Genomic DNA, 14,566 nt, shown 5'->3' on the forward strand with positions numbered 1-14,566 from the left:
ACGCTAAAGAGGTCCTTGCAGGGCTGTCAATAGGAAGTTACCGTCGCATTACACGGGGCGACGGAAACCTGGGAGGAAAAACTGAGCAACGATCGACGCGGCGCCACGATCAGCGAGGTCGCCGCACTCGCGGGGGTTTCCACCGGTACGGCCTCGAAGGCGCTCAACGGCCGCGGCACCATGCGCCCGGAGACCCGCCTGCGCGTGCGACAGGCCGCCGACCAGCTCGGATTCGTCGTCAACGCGGCCGCGCGCAGCCTGCAGACCGGCCGGACGTACACGGTCGGGATGATCACCACGGACACCATCGGCCGGTTCAGCATCCCGCTGCTCATCGGTGCGGAAGACGCGCTGGGCGCCGGTCAGATGTCGGTCTTCCTCTGCGACGCCCGCGACGATCCGATCCGGGAGCAGTACTACCTGCGCACGTTGCTGAGCCGCAAGGTCGACGGGATCATCGTGACCGGCCGCCGGACCCAGGCGCGCACCCCGATCGGCGCGGAGCTTCCGGTGCCGGTGGTGTACGCGTTCATCAGCTCGACCGACCCGCGGGACTGCTCGGTCGTCCCGGACGAGGCGGACGGCGCCCGCCGCGCGATCCGCCACCTGCTGGACACCGGCCGCCGCCGGATCGCGCACGTCACCGGCCCGGAGCACCACCACTCGGCGCAGGTCCGGGCCGCCGCCGCGGCCGCTGAGGTGGAGCTCGCCGCGCCCGTGCTGCACGGCGAGTGGACCGAGGCGTGGGGGCGGCAGGCGGCCGGGATGCTGCTCTCCGGCGGGGCCGACCTCGACGCGGTCTTCTGCGGGAACGACCAGATCGCCCGTGGGGTCGCGGAAGGGCTGCGGGAGGCCGGGCGGGACGTGCCGGGCGAGGTGGCGCTGGTCGGCTTCGACAACTGGGACGTCATGGTCGACGCCTGCCGGCCCGCGCTGACCAGCGTCGACATGGACCTGGAGGGGATCGGCCGGACCGCGGCGGAGGTGTTGCTGGCGGCGATCAACGGCTCACCGGCGCACGGCCCGATCACCCGGCCGTGCCGCCTCGTCCCCCGGGAGTCGACCGCGATCCGTTGAGCGGTCCCCCGCCGGTCGCCCGATCCGTCAAGCGCTCTCCCGCAGCACGACCGCGATCCATTAGGGTGCGCGCTCATGGAGCTCGCGCACTCGTTCACGGTGGCCGCGCCGCCCGCCCAGGTCTACGCCCACCTGATCGATCCGCGCAGCTACATCGGCCTGTCCCCGCTGGTGGTCGCGGTTCGCGACATCACCGAGACCGACGAGGCGATCTCGTACGTCGCGGTCGAGCGCTTCGACTTCGGCCCGTTTCACTGGAACAACCCGATCAAGGTCAGGATGACCGGCTCAGCCGACGGCCGGACGATCGTCAGCGCCGTCCGCAGCCCCGGCTTCGTCACCCTGACCTTGATCGTCACCCTGACCCCGGCCGGCGACGGCACCACGGTCCACGAGTCGATCGCGCTCACCGCCCCGGCCCCGCTCCGCAATTTCGTCCTGGGCCAGGCCCGCTCCGTCCAACAGCACCGAGCCACGGAACTGACCCGCCGCATGACCGCCTAGAAGCGGCCGCAAACGAGGGTTGGGCAGGAAGCCGAGCACCGCCTTCCAGCGGGTCCGCTCGGTTTTCCCGACTGGAAACCTTCCTGGCCACGGGGCGAAATCGGGGCGACGCAGGCTTCGATTGTCATGCCCGCGTGGTTGACGCGAAACAGTTGTATCGATGATCATGGATGTCTTGCGGTCTGGGGCACTGTGCCCCGGCCCATCCACGATCGAGGTACCGATGAACTGGTTCTCGCTCTTCCCGCAGTCGCGTCTCCGGAGGCTGATCGCCACCGGAACAGCCGTGCTGCTCGTACTGCTCGGCGCCGGGCTCACCACGCCCGGCAACGCCGCCGCTGCCACCCCGAGCAGCGCCGACCTGGCCTACTACGACGTCACGTCGCCGTCCGCGCCGGCCGGGAGCCTCGCCGCCGATCTCACCCGGCGCGGCTACGACGTACTGGAGGGTCCGCTCAGCAACGGCGTGCCGATCTTGGCGACAGAGGCCGCCGCGCAGCGGTTGCGGCGGCAGGGGCTGACGGTCCGTTACGCCGGCCCGCTGTACCAGCCGGTGGCAGCGTCGTTCCAGGCGGCCGCCGACACCTACTACGGCGGCTACCACACCGCCGCCGGGCACGAGACCCACAACCAGCAGGTCGTCACCGCGCACCCCGACCTGGCCGTCCTGCGCACGATCGGGCAGTCGTGGCGCAAGACCCAGGGCTCCGGGGGCCACGACATTCAGGCCCTGTGCATCACCAAGATCGCTACGGGCGACTGCGCGGCGAACACCAGCGGCTCGAAGCCGAAGTTCACCCTCATGGCCCAGATGCACGCCCGCGAGCTCGCGACCGGCGAACTCGCCTACAAATGGATCGACTACCTGGTCGGCAACTACGGCAACGTCGCCGCGGTGACCAACCTGATGAACACGACCGAGCTGTGGGTCATCCCGATCGCCAACCCGGACGGCGTCGACATCGTGTCGTCGAACTCGACCCGGCCCGTCTCCCAGCGCAAGAACGCCCACACCAACGGGTGTTCCGGCACCGGCCTCGGGGTCGACCTCAACCGCAACTCCAGCTACCACTGGGACGTCAACCAGGGCACCAAGTGCAGCGAGACCTACCCGGGCACAGCGGCTGCGAGCGAGCCGGAGACGAAAGGCATCCAGGGCTTACTGTCCCAGATCTACCGCGACACCAAGCCCGCCGCCGATTTCTCCCCGGCGACGACCGCCACCACCGGCACGTTCCTCACCCTGCACAGCTACGCCGAGCTCAACATCTATCCGTACGGCTGGACCAACTCGCTCGCGCCGAACAACACCGATCTCAAGGCGATCGCCACGGCGATGAGCCGGTCGAACGGGTACGACGCCGTGCACGGCGACGGCGGTCTGAACTACTTCGCACCGGGGGCCACCGACGACTGGATCTACGGCACGCTGGGCGTTCCCGGCTACACGATCGAGGTCGGCCCGAGCGCTTCCGGGTGCAGCGGCTTCTTTCCGGCGTACTCCTGCATGTCGTCGTTCTGGAGCCTCAACCTGCCCGCCTTCATGACGCTGGCGAACGCGGCGGCCCGCCCCTATCCGACCGGGAGCTGACGCCGGGCCGGGTGGAGCGGGGTCACGGACCCCGCCCTACCCGGCCGCCGGAGGCCTCTTCTCCTGAGGGAATGGGGAACGTCAGCCGCCGGAAACGTGCTCGCGGCAGAATGGGCCCCATGGATCTTCGCCAAGGCATCGGTCTGCGACGACTGGGCACCACCACGGACGAGTTCCAACAAGATCTGCTGAGCAGCCTCTACTACCGCAGGGGCACGACCGTCGAATCGGCGAGCGCGCACGACGCGTACGACGCTCTCGCTCTCACCGTCCGCGACCGCCTCGCTGATCGCCGGGCTCGCACCGCGGCCGCGCATTACGCCAGCAACCCCCGGTGGGTCTACTACCTCTCCGCGGAGTACCTGCTCGGCGCCCAGCTCGAACAGAACCTGCTCTACTCCGGCACCGGCGAGGTGGCCGCGCAGGCGGTCAAGGCGCTCGGCCGCTCGCTGCAGGAGATCGAGGATCTCGACGTCGAGCCCGGGCTGGGCAACGGCGGCCTGGGCCGGCTCGCCGCCTGCCTGGTCGACTCGATGGCGACCCGGGACATCCCGGCGGTCGGCTACGGCATCCGCTACGACTTCGGCATCTTCAAGCAGTCCCTGGAGAACGGCGGGCAGGCCGAGCGCCCCGACGACTGGGCGTTCCAGGGCAACCCGTGGGAGTTCCCGGCCCCCGACGACCGGCAGACCGTCGGCTTCTACGGTCACACCGAGCCGATCGCCGGCTCGCAGACCCGCAAGCGCTGGGTGCCGGGTGAGATCGTTCTCGGCGAGCCCAGCCACATGCTGGTTCCCGGGTACGGCACCGAGACGGTCAACATCGTCCGGCTGTGGCGGGCCCGGGGCAGCGAGGCCTCCTTCGACCTGTCGCGCTTCTCCGCCGGGCAGTACGCCGAGGCGGTCCAGGAGGCGGTCCGCGCCGAGAACATCAGCAAGGTCCTCTACCCGGACGACAGCACGGAGCTGGGCCGTGAGCTGCGGCTCAAGCAGCAGTACTTCCTCTGCTCCTGCTCCCTGCGCGACATCATCCGCCGGTTCCGGCTGCGCAACAGCGACTGGGCGGACTTCGCCGCCAAGACGATCATCCAGCTCAACGACACGCACCCGACGATCGCCATCCCCGAGCTGATGCGGCTGCTCGTCGACGAGTACGAGCTGGACTGGGACCAGGCCTGGTCGATCACCCGGCGCACGTTCGCCTACACCTGCCACACCCTGCTGCCGGAGGCGCTGGAGACCTGGCCGGTGCACCTGTTCGAGCGGCTGCTTCCCCGGCACCTGGAGATCATCTACCTGATCAACCTGCTGTTCCTGCGTGAGGTGGAGGCCCGCTTCCCCGGCGACAACGACCGGCTCCGCCGGATGTCGATCATCGGCGAGGGCGACGAGCGCCGGGTCCGGATGGCGCACCTGGCGGTGGTCGGCACCGAGGCCGTCAACGGGGTCGCCGAGCTGCACTCGAAGCTGCTGCGGGAGACAGTCTTGCAGGACTTCGCCGACCTGTGGCCGGCCAAGTTCCAGAACGTCACGAACGGGGTCTCGCCCCGCCGGTTCGTCAAGCTGGCCAACCCGCGGCTCGCCGACCTGATCACCGAGGGGTTGGGCGACGACGGCTGGCTCAACGACCTGGAACGCCTCGCCGAGCTGGAGTCCCTCGCCGACGACGCGGCTTTCATGGAGCGCTGGCGGGCGGTGAAGCGGGCGAACAAGGTGGACCTCGCCGCCGGTGATCCGGACTCGCTGACCGACGTGATGATCAAGCGGTTCCACGAGTACAAGCGGCAGCAGCTCAAGCTGCTCCACGTCATCACGATGTACCAGCGCATCCGGCAGAATCCGGCCGGTGACTGGGTGCCGCGGACGGTGCTCTTCGCCGGCAAGGCCGCGCCGGCCTACCACGCGGCGAAGAACATCATCCGGCTGATCAACGCGGTCGGTGCCACCATCGCGGCCGATCCGGTCGTATCGCCGTACCTCAAAGTGGTCTTCGCGGAGAACTACAACGTGACGCTCGCCGAGCGGATCATCCCGGCCGCCGATCTGAGCGAACAGATCTCGCTGGCCGGCAAGGAGGCGAGCGGCACCGGCAACATGAAGCTGGCGCTCAACGGCGCCCTCACCGTCGGCACGCTGGACGGCGCGAACATCGAGATCCGGGCCCGGGTCGGCGAGGAGAACTTCTTCCTCTTCGGTCTGGACGCGTACCAGGCCGCCGAGGTACAGATCCGCGGCTACAACCCGCGGGAGCACTACGAGTGGGACACCGAGCTGAAGGCGGCGCTGGACGCGATCACCGCCGGGCGGTTCGACGGGGCCGGGCGCGAACTGGTGGACTCCCTGCTCGGCTGGGACGAGTACCTGACGCTGGCGGACTACCGGTCGTACCTCGACGCCCAGGAGGAGGTCGAACGCGCCTGGCGCGACCCGGCCCGCTGGACCCGCATGTCGATCCTGAACACGGCGCACAGCGGATTCTTCTCCTCGGACCGCACGATCGCCGACTACGCCGCCCGGATCTGGCGGGTCGCTCCGGTCACGGTCCCTAAAGAAGATCAATAACCCTATATTTTACGATTTAAGGAGTCCCGCTCACAGGCTACGAGCCAAGCCCCGTAGCGGTCCCGCGCGACACCGCCTCCGCTCCAGACCGCCACGCGGCTCCCACCGGGTTCCCCCGGAAGCCCTCGATGCGCGATGATCTCATGATCATCTTCTGGCTTAGGAGCATCGATGCGCCGCCGTCTCGAGCTGTCCCTCGTCGCGCTGACCGCCGTCGCGGTCAGCGCGATCGCCTACCACACGGTCGAGGCGTGGCCCGGGCAACCGCAGACCGTGACCGCGACCAGGTCGCCCGGTCCGGACTACCCCCACACCCTCGAGCTGCGCATCAACGCGTCGTCCTCGCTCACCGTTGAGGTCGTCGACGGGGACGAGCCCCTGCCGCTCACTTTCGAGGTCACCGGTGGCGGGGAGGTCGACGTCGCCTACTTCCCCGGCCCGGGCGGGGCGGAGGTCCGGACCAGGGTCAAGACACCGTGGACCGAGACCGTGCAGGCACCGCCGCACATCGCGGCCAACGCCATCACGCTGACCGCCACCGCGACGGCCGACAGCCCGGACGCCACGGTCGCCTGCCGCGTCTCCAGCAGCGAGGCCGGTCCCCTCAGCCCGCCCCTGTTCGAGGACGAGGCCTACGGCCCGCACGCCGTCGCACGATGCTCCGCCACCTGAGCCTCAGTTGTACGACAGGATCTTGTCGATCAGCCCACCACCAGGGAAGTCGAGCATCAGCGCTCCCGTCCGGACGACCGGCGTGTGCACCTCCGGCCCCTGGTTGAGGTAGGCCAGCAGGAACGGGTCCACACCCTGGACCCCCCACGCACCGCCGGCGACCTGCTGGGGCTGGGCGAACACGCTGGCGCCGCTGGCGAAGTTGACATACATCAGGGCCGGGCTCGCGGCGCTCGTCGCGTCCAGGAAGCGCCGCACCTGGTCACGCTTGGTCGCGATCGCCCCGACGTTCGGGACGTTGTACTCGTCCTGCACGTACGCCGACGAGCCGTCGTGCCAGCCGGCGAACTGCGCCAGCCCGTAACGCTCGATCACACCGCCACGCGAGCCGTTCAGCACCGCCAGCACGACCTTGCCACGGATCTGACCGAGCGTCGGCATGGCCGCTCCGGCGGAACGGGTCACCGACGGCGTCCAGAAGAGTCCGGGGCGGCGGGCCACGTACGCGTCGAAGATGTCCTGGAACGCGCTCTGCCCCGAGACGTCGGTGCAGGAGCCCAGTTCGCCGGTGCACTCCTGCTTGAGCCGCATCACCACGCTCTCGCCCGGATGCGCGGCGAGGAACGCCCCGAGCCTGGCCAGCACGTCGTCGAGGTTCGCGTTCTGGTACGTCGCGCCGTGGTGGATGGTGAACGTGTTCCCGCTGTTCACCCGGGCCCGGATGTCGATCATCCGGATCCCGGCGTTCAGCTGGGCGGTCAGGGTGGCCGCGCCGTCCCCGAAGTCCTCCTGGGTCTGCGTCCACGAGCCGCCGTGGATCGACAGCGTCTCGTGGGTGCCCGGGATCGAGAGCGCGGCCAGGCTCGTCCCGTCGGGCAGCGGCCGCATCCAGTCCGGGTGGTTCGCGGTGCTCAACGTCCGGTAGGACGCGTCGGCCGCGAGCGCCGCCGACGGCGTCACGAGCAGACCCAGACACAGGACCAATCCGCCCACGGCGGCCATCACACGCTTCACGCGACGAAGATTATCTATCTTTCGGGATCGCGAGAACCCTTACCGGGTTATCGACAGGGAACGCTCGGATGGATCGCGTCTCACCGGCCGCTCGGACCTTGCCAGCACAACCGGCTCGTCTCTAGCGTCATCCGGTCCGGGAAGCCCAGCGGTCGTGAGGAGAGGCGCCGATGCGCGACGACGCGTTCCGCGCGTACTTCGAGCGACATCACGCGTCGCTGTCGCGGCTGGCGTTCCTGATGACCGGGGACGCGTCGATCGCCGACGACCTGGCCGCGGACGCGCTGACCGAGGTGTGGCGGCACTGGGACCGGGTCCGGTCGGCGGACGATCCGGCCGCGTACGGGCACGGCATCCTGATGAACCTGGCCCGCCGGTGGGTCCGCCGCCGTGGGCGGGAGCGGCTGCTCACTTCCGGGCTCTCCGGGCTCACTTTCGGGTCGTCCGGGCGTACCCGCGATGATCATGATGTGCCCGCGGTCCTGGACGTCCGCAGCGCCCTGCGGAGGTTGCCGCACCGCCGGCGGGCGTGCGTAGTCTTGCGGTACGCGTTCGGCCTCTCCGAGCAGGAGGTCGCCACGACGCTGGGCATCTCCGCCGGAGCGGTGAAGAGCGCCACCTCTCGGGGCGCGCGACAGCTGGCCGGGCTGCTCGGCGGACCGGTCACCCGGATCGACGGATGGAAGGCGGCCCGATGAGCCCCTCGGGCGAGAACCCCGGCGGTCCCGCGCGACTGTCCGACGATCAGTTGCGGTCAGTCCTGAGCGCCGAGGCGGCCACGCACCGACCCGACCGCGAGGCGATGCTGGCCCGGATCACGTCGACCGCGATGAACGACCCGGCCCCGGCCCGTCGCGGCGGCCCACGCTTGCGGCCGGTGGTCGTCGGCGCGCTGGTCGCGCTCTTCGGCGGCGGCGGGTTCGCCGTGCAGTGGGCCCTGGCCGGTGACTCCGACCGGCAGGACGCCGTCCCGCCGGTGGTCGTCACCACGCCCGGGACACCGCAGACCGCCACACCCGCGGTCGCACCGTCCGCCGGCACGCCCCACCCGTCCACGTCCGGCAATGCGTCGAGGAGCGCACCGGCGACGGCCCCGGCCACCGGCTCACCGGCCCCTTCCGCGGGCGGGCCCGGCGGCACCCGGCCCGAGCAGGGTCCGCTCTGGTCCGACGGCTCCGTCGATCCGGACAGCGGCGACACCCAGGGCGCGAGCGTGATCACCCTGAAGACGACGGAGCGGCTGACCGCCCTGAAAGTCACGGTCCGCGTCGTGAAGACCCCGGGTCTGACCTCCCGCGGCGGTACGAAATCGGTGCCGGGCGCGAGCGTCGGCGTGGACGTGACCGACCAGCCGGAAGTCCTGCTCTACACGTTCACGCTGTCGCCGTCGGACGAGGTGGCACCGGGCACGTACACGTTCACCGCCAAGTACTCCCACGCCTCGGGCGACCGGGACGCGGGTGGCGACACCTACGCGGCGGTCGCCACCACGGCGAGCGGCCGGCAACTGGACGTCTACGGCGACTTCTTCCCGTCGAACTGAGCCATCAGGAGGGTATTCCTATCGGCTAGATAGGGATAGCATGCGGCCATGAGCGCGACCGACGAACTGATCGACAACGCCGAGCATTACGCCGCCGGCTTCGGCGGCCCCCTGCCCCTGCCGCCCGCCCGGCACGTCGCCGTGCTGGCCTGCATGGACGCCCGGCTCGACCCGCAGGCCGTGCTCGGCCTGCGAGAGGGCGACGCGCACGTCATCCGCAACGCCGGCGGGGTGGTCACCGCGGACGCGCTGCGCAGCCTGGCGATCAGCCAACGACTGCTCGGCACCACCGAGATCATCCTGATCCACCACACCGACTGCGGCATGCTCACCTTCACCGACGACCAGTTCAAGGCGGCGGTCGAGGCCGAGGTCGGAATCCGGCCGCAGTGGGCCGCCGAGGCGTTCTCCGACCTGGACGAGGACGTGCGCCAGTCGATCCGCCGGATCCGGGCCGATCCGTTCGTGCCGCACAAGGACGCCGTCCGTGGCTTCGTCTTCGACGTGGCCACCGGCAAACTCACCGAAGTCGCCTGACCGCCCCCGCTCCGTTCCGGCCTCGGCACCCGCACGCCTCACCTGCCTGTCGGAAATCGGCGGAGCGGAGGGCGCGGAGCCGCGATCCCGTCCAGGGATGGTCGCCCTATCCCCATAAATCCGATGGCGATAGGGCGACCGGAAGAGGTCAGGACTTGACGTATTCGGCCAGGTGCTCGCCGGTAAGGGTGGAGCGGGCGGCGATCAGGTCGGCCGGGGTGCCCTCGAAGACGACACGACCACCGTCGTGGCCCGCGCCCGGCCCCAGGTCGATGATCCAGTCGGCGTGAGCCATCACGGCCTGGTGGTGTTCGATCACGATGACCGAGCGGCCCGCGTCGACGAGACGGTCCAGCAGGCCCAGGAGCTGCTCCACGTCGGCCAGGTGCAGGCCGGTGGTCGGCTCGTCGAGGATGAAGACGCCACCCTTCTCCCCCATGTGGACGGCGAGCTTGACCCGCTGCCGCTCACCGCCGGAGAGCGTCGTCAGCGGCTGCCCCAGCGTCAGGTATCCGAGACCGACGTCCGCGAGGCGCTCCAGGATCTTGTGAGCGGCCGGGTTCCTGCCGTCCCCGGTGGCGAAGAACTCCACGGCCTCGGAGACGGGCATCGCGAGGACCTCGCTGATGTCCTTCCCCGCGACCTTGTAGTCCAGCACCGAGGCGTCGAACCGCCGCCCCTCGCAGACCTCGCACGGGGTCGCCACCCCGGCCATCATCCCCAGGTCCGTGTAGATGACGCCGTTGCCGTTGCAGTTCGGGCAGGCGCCCTCCGAGTTCGCGCTGAACAGCGCCGGCTTCACGGCGTTGACCTTGGCGAACTGCTTGCGGATCGGGTCCAGCAGGCCGGTGTACGTCGCCGGGTTGCTCCGCCGGGAACCCTTGATCGCGCCCTGGCCGACGGCCACGACGCCGTCCCGGCCGGCGACCGAGCCGTGGATCAGGGAGCTCTTGCCGGACCCGGCCACGCCGGTGACCACGACGAGCACCCCGAGCGGGACATCCACGTCCACGTTCTGGAGGTTGTGGGAGTCCGCCCCCCGTACCGGAAGATGCCCGGAGGGCTTGCGGACGTCGGGTTTGAGCGCCGCCCGGTCGTCCAGATGCCGCCCGGTCAGCGTGCCGCTGGCCCGCAGCCCGTCCAGGGTGCCCTCGAAGACCACCTCGCCGCCGGCGGACCCGGCGCGCGGGCCGAGATCGACGACATGGTCGGCGATCGCGATCGCCTCCGGCTTGTGCTCCACCACCAGCACGGTGTTGCCCTTGTCCCGCAGCTCGAGGAGCAGCTTGTTCATCCGCTGGATGTCGTGCGGGTGCAGCCCGATGGTCGGCTCGTCGAAAACGTACGTGACGTCGGTCAGCGACGAACCGAGGTGCCGGATCATCTTGGTCCGCTGCGCCTCGCCACCGGAGAGGGTGCCGGCCGGCCGGTCCAGCGACAGGTATCCGAGCCCGATCTCGATGAACGAGTCCAGGGTGTGCTGGAGTTTCGCCAGGAGTGGGGCGACCGACGGCTCGTCCAGCCCGCGCACCCACTCGGCAAGGTCGCTGATCTGCATTTCGCAGGCGTCGGCGATGTTGACACCCTTGATCTTCGAGGAGCGGGCGCCCTCGTTGAGCCGGGTGCCGTCGCAGTCGGGGCAGGTGGTGAACGTGATCGCGCGGTCGACGAAGGCCCGGATGTGCGGCTGCATCGCCTCCCGGTCCTTGGCGAGGAAGGACTTCTGGATCGACGGGATGATGCCGGAGTAGGTCAGGTTGATCCCGTCGACCTTGATCTTCGTGGGCTCCTTGTAGAGCAGGTCGTTGAGCTCCCGCTTGGTGTACTTCTTGATCGGTTTGTCCGGATCGAAGTACCCGCAGCCCCGGAAGATCCGGCCGAACCAGCCCTCCATGCTGTAGCCGGGGATGGTCAGCGCGCCCTCGTTCAGCGACTTGCTGTCGTCGTACAGCGCGGAAAGGTCGAAATCGGTGACCGCGCCGCGGCCCTCGCACCGCGGGCACATCCCGCCGGTGATGCTGAAGCTGCGCCGCTCCTTGGTGGTGACGCCGCCCTTCTCCATGGTCACCGCGCCGGCGCCGGAGATCGAGGCGACATTGAAGGAGTACGCCTGCGGGGAGCCGATGTGCGGGTCGCCGAGCCGGCTGAACAGGATCCGCAGCATGGCGTTAGCGTCGGTGGCGGTGCCGACCGTGGAGCGCGGGTCGGCGCCCATCCGCTCCTGGTCGACCAGGATGGCCGTGGTCAGGCCCTCCAGCACGTCCACCTCGGGACGGGCCAGGGTCGGCATGAACCCCTGCACGAACGCGCTGTACGTCTCGTTGATCATCCGCTGCGACTCGGCCGCGATGGTGCCGAAGACCAGGGAGCTCTTGCCGGAGCCGGAGACCCCGGTGAAGACGGTGAGCCGGCGCTTCGGGATCTCGACGCTGACATCCTTGAGATTGTTGACACGCGCGCCGTGCACGCGGATCAGGTCATGGCTGTCGGCTGCGTGCGTTCTCTCCATGGCCGAAAGGCTAGTGGCGGGTGGCGGCCCATGCTTCTCGTTTCCTGACTGGTTTCGCCGCCGGGCGCACCCGGCCGGCCCACCCGGAACAGCTAAACGGTCTCTCCCAGCTGCCGATCTGAGGCAGAGCGAATCGAGACGCCGGGGGAGTGCGTGGGCAGCGAACAAGAGCGGGGCAACGGCGACGAGGGCTTCAGCCTGCTCGAGACGGTCGTCGCGCTTGCCGTGGTGAGCGTCACCATGCTCGCCGCCGCCCCCTTCTTCGTGAACAGCCTGGCCTACGTCAACAAGCAGCGGACCCAGCAGGCCGCGGTGCAACTCGCCGCGACCGCCATGGAGCAGGTGCGTGGCCTCAAGGGCAGCGCCCTGCTGAGCGGCCGCAGCGTGAACGCGACCCAGGAGCAGTTCGACCTCGTGCTCAAGGCCGACCTCGAGAAGAAGCCCTACCTCCGGGCGGTCAAGCCGTACCTGGCGTCGATGCTGGTGGCCGGCGACCCGATGATCACCGACGCCGCCTCCACGGTGGGTGCGGACGCGCCGATCTCCACGTCGGCCCAGCAGGTCACGGTGGAGGGCACCACCTTCACGCAGAACATCTACGTCGGCAAGTGCGAGGTCTACCTGACCGGCACCACCGAGTGCGTCTACCCCGAGACCGCGGGCGCGCCGGCCGACAGCACCGACATCCTGCGGTTCTTCCGGGTCGTGGTCTTCGAGACCTGGTCCGACTCGTCCTGCGCGAACAGCATCTGCACCCACGTCGCCACGACGCTGGTGTCCAGCGGCTCCGAGCCGACCTTCGACTTCAACCGCCCGGCGCCGAAGCAGATCCCCGGGAAGAACGACCAGACGTGGTACGTCGGTGACTCCGTCTCGTACCAGATGAAGGCCGAGGGTGGCCAGCTCCCGAACACCTGGACGATCGCCAAGCTGCCGGACGGGCTCTCGATGTCCCCGGCCGGGATGATCACGGGCGTGCCGACCGCGACAGCGGCCGCGGCGAGCCCGCTGTCGACCACGGCGACCGTCACCGACCGCCTGAACCGCAGCAACACCGCGGCGGTCAGGTTCACCGTCTACCAGGTGCCCACGCCGGTCCTGCCCGCCAACCCGGTCGTGCGCACCGGGGACCCGTACAGCCTGACCCTCACCGCCACCGGCGGAAAGGCGCCTTACACGTACCAGGTGAGCGGCCTCCCGGCCGGGCTGCGGTTCGACCCGGCGACCGCCGTCATCTCGGGCAACCCGTCCGTCGTCGGCGCCTTCACCGTGACCGTGGTCGTCACCGACGGCAACAAGCACGTCGGTCCCGCAAAGTCCTACACGCTGACCGTGCAACCCGGCCTGATCCTGGATCCGCTGGTCGACCAGACGATCGACCTGGGCTCGAAGTTCGATCTCACCGCGGTCGGCTCCGGCGGCACCCCCGCCTACACCTACAGCGCCACCGGCCTGCCGCCGGGTGTGACGATGCATCCCAAGCAGGGTTTCACCAACGGAAATCCGACCGCCTCCGGCCGGTTCCTGCCCACGATCACCGTCACCGACAGCGCCGGCCGAACCGCCAGCCAGCAGATCGTGATCATCGTGAACACCGCCGACTCACTGGTCTTCACGGCGCCCGCACTCACCGCGCCCGATCAGGCGACCGTCAAGGGCACCGCGGCGTCACTGACGCTGACCACCAACGGAACCCTGCTGGGCCTCTCCCCCACGGTGACCGTCACCGGGCTGCCACCGGGCCTGACCTACAACGCGCTGACCGGGGTCGTCTCGGGAACACCGACCACGTCGGGGCTATACACGGTCTCCGCGACGGCCGGCACCCTGACTCCCGCGCACACCAGCATCCTCACCTTCACCTGGCGGATCTCATGAGCGACGACAACCGGACCCCGGCGGACGACGAGGGCTTCTCCCTGATCGACCTCATCGTCGCCACGTCGATCATGAGCTTCATCATGGTGCTGGTCACCGGCGCGATCATCGTTATCTATTCCAACGTCAACCGGGCCGACGGCCTCAGCACCGCCCGGAGTCAGCTCGGCAACAGCTTCCGCCGGCTGGACCGGGAGATCCGCTACGCCACCTGGGTCTCCACGCCCGGGGAGGTGGGCACCGGCTGGTACCTGGAGTACGCCACCAAGGCCGACACCAAGTCCGTCTGCCGGCAGCTGGCCTTCAAGAACGGCGCGCTGACCACGGCGGAATGGGACCCACAGAAGACGGCGGCCCCGAACGCGCGGACGACGATCGCCGGTGACCTGGCTCAGACCGGCACCGTCGCGCCGTTCACCGTCTACGCCCCCGGCAACCGGCCGTACGCCTCGGCGAGCCCCGGCACCAGCGGCGTCGGCAAGTCCTACGAGCTCGAGCACCACCAGGTCCGGCTCCGGTTCAGCGGCAAGGTCGGCACCACCGATCTGCCCCTGGACGTGCTCTTCACGGCGCAGAACACCAACCGCAACACGCCCGCGCTCAACGACTGCAGCAAGGGAAGGCCGACCGTATGAGGTTCTCGCTCCGCCGCTCTCCCTCGCTCCGCCGGGATGAGGGGT

Annotated in this window: 12 protein-coding genes; 10 read left to right on the forward strand and 2 right to left on the reverse strand. The window is 69.5% G+C overall.

The features are described from left to right. Positions 1-81 precede the first annotated feature (81 nt). From CHC09_RS00700 to CHC09_RS00720, 5 genes are all read left to right on the forward strand, one after another. Positions 82-1,077 (forward strand): LacI family DNA-binding transcriptional regulator, encoded by a 996-nt coding sequence (locus CHC09_RS00700; RefSeq protein WP_089290971.1) that lies wholly within the window; start codon positions 82-84, stop codon positions 1,075-1,077. A 75-nt stretch (positions 1,078-1,152) separates the two neighbouring features. Beyond that, positions 1,153-1,581 carry an SRPBCC family protein gene (locus tag CHC09_RS00705; protein WP_089290972.1) on the forward strand — a complete coding sequence of 143 codons (429 nt, stop codon included), beginning with the start codon at positions 1,153-1,155 and terminating at the stop codon, positions 1,579-1,581. 223 nt (positions 1,582-1,804) lie between these two features. After that, entirely contained in the window at positions 1,805-3,172 is a 1,368-nt protein-coding gene (locus CHC09_RS00710) for a M14 family zinc carboxypeptidase (protein WP_179276903.1), read from the forward strand. Positions 3,173-3,291: 119 nt separating this feature from the next. Further along, positions 3,292-5,733: a glycogen/starch/alpha-glucan phosphorylase gene (locus tag CHC09_RS00715; protein WP_089290974.1), complete on the forward strand. Its 2,442-nt coding sequence runs from the start codon at positions 3,292-3,294 to the stop codon at positions 5,731-5,733. Positions 5,734-5,904: 171 nt separating this feature from the next. After that, positions 5,905-6,405 (forward strand): hypothetical protein, encoded by a 501-nt coding sequence (locus CHC09_RS00720; protein WP_089290975.1) that lies wholly within the window; start codon positions 5,905-5,907, stop codon positions 6,403-6,405. Between the two features lie 3 nt (positions 6,406-6,408). Here CHC09_RS00720 and CHC09_RS00725 read toward each other — a convergent pair whose 3' ends face one another. Continuing rightward, on the reverse strand, positions 6,409-7,419 hold the full coding sequence (locus tag CHC09_RS00725) for a phosphatidylinositol-specific phospholipase C (RefSeq protein WP_089290976.1): 1,011 nt from the start codon (positions 7,417-7,419) through the stop codon (positions 6,409-6,411). Between the two features lie 170 nt (positions 7,420-7,589). Here CHC09_RS00725 and CHC09_RS00730 point away from each other — a divergent pair, with 170 nt between their 5' ends. The 3 genes from CHC09_RS00730 to CHC09_RS00740 are packed head-to-tail and all read left to right on the forward strand — an operon-like array spanning position 7,590 to position 9,499. Next, complete coding sequence (locus CHC09_RS00730) at positions 7,590-8,117, forward strand: SigE family RNA polymerase sigma factor (RefSeq protein ID WP_089290977.1); 528 nt, start codon at positions 7,590-7,592, stop codon at positions 8,115-8,117. Further along, positions 8,114-8,962 (forward strand): hypothetical protein, encoded by an 849-nt coding sequence (locus CHC09_RS00735; RefSeq protein ID WP_143232166.1) that lies wholly within the window; start codon positions 8,114-8,116, stop codon positions 8,960-8,962. Before CHC09_RS00730 ends, CHC09_RS00735 begins: the two co-directional genes overlap by 4 nt. Before the next feature lie 48 nt (positions 8,963-9,010). Continuing rightward, positions 9,011-9,499 carry a beta-class carbonic anhydrase gene (locus CHC09_RS00740; RefSeq protein WP_089290979.1) on the forward strand — a complete coding sequence of 163 codons (489 nt, stop codon included), beginning with the start codon at positions 9,011-9,013 and terminating at the stop codon, positions 9,497-9,499. Between the two features lie 148 nt (positions 9,500-9,647). Here CHC09_RS00740 and CHC09_RS00745 read toward each other — a convergent pair whose 3' ends face one another. Next, complete coding sequence (locus tag CHC09_RS00745; protein WP_089290980.1) at positions 9,648-12,008, reverse strand: ATP-binding cassette domain-containing protein; 2,361 nt, start codon at positions 12,006-12,008, stop codon at positions 9,648-9,650. 153 nt (positions 12,009-12,161) lie between these two features. Here CHC09_RS00745 and CHC09_RS00750 point away from each other — a divergent pair, with 153 nt between their 5' ends. Beyond that, positions 12,162-13,886 (forward strand): putative Ig domain-containing protein, encoded by a 1,725-nt coding sequence (locus tag CHC09_RS00750; RefSeq protein WP_089290981.1) that lies wholly within the window; start codon positions 12,162-12,164, stop codon positions 13,884-13,886. Continuing rightward, positions 13,883-14,521: a PulJ/GspJ family protein gene (locus CHC09_RS00755; RefSeq protein WP_089290982.1), complete on the forward strand. Its 639-nt coding sequence runs from the start codon at positions 13,883-13,885 to the stop codon at positions 14,519-14,521. The genes CHC09_RS00750 and CHC09_RS00755 overlap by 4 nt, the downstream gene beginning before the upstream one ends. Positions 14,522-14,566 lie beyond the last annotated feature (45 nt).

The organism is Actinoplanes regularis (assembly GCF_900188005.1).
Lineage (GTDB): Bacteria > Actinomycetota > Actinomycetes > Mycobacteriales > Micromonosporaceae > Actinoplanes > Actinoplanes regularis.

Excerpts from the sequence above, each read along its gene's own strand:
- CHC09_RS00705 (WP_089290972.1), top strand. The coding sequence starts at position 1,153 with ATGGAGCTCGCGCACTCGTTCACGGTGGCCGCGCCGCCCGCCCAGGTC.
- CHC09_RS00710 (WP_179276903.1), top strand. The coding sequence starts at position 1,805 with ATGAACTGGTTCTCGCTCTTCCCGCAGTCGCGTCTCCGGAGGCTGATC.
- CHC09_RS00715 (WP_089290974.1), top strand. The coding sequence starts at position 3,292 with ATGGATCTTCGCCAAGGCATCGGTCTGCGACGACTGGGCACCACCACG.
- CHC09_RS00720 (WP_089290975.1), top strand. The coding sequence starts at position 5,905 with ATGCGCCGCCGTCTCGAGCTGTCCCTCGTCGCGCTGACCGCCGTCGCG.
- CHC09_RS00730 (WP_089290977.1), top strand. The coding sequence starts at position 7,590 with ATGCGCGACGACGCGTTCCGCGCGTACTTCGAGCGACATCACGCGTCG.
- CHC09_RS00735 (WP_143232166.1), top strand. The coding sequence starts at position 8,114 with ATGAGCCCCTCGGGCGAGAACCCCGGCGGTCCCGCGCGACTGTCCGAC.
- CHC09_RS00740 (WP_089290979.1), top strand. The coding sequence starts at position 9,011 with ATGAGCGCGACCGACGAACTGATCGACAACGCCGAGCATTACGCCGCC.
- CHC09_RS00745 (WP_089290980.1), bottom strand. The coding sequence starts at position 12,008 with ATGGAGAGAACGCACGCAGCCGACAGCCATGACCTGATCCGCGTGCAC.
- CHC09_RS00755 (WP_089290982.1), top strand. The coding sequence starts at position 13,883 with ATGAGCGACGACAACCGGACCCCGGCGGACGACGAGGGCTTCTCCCTG.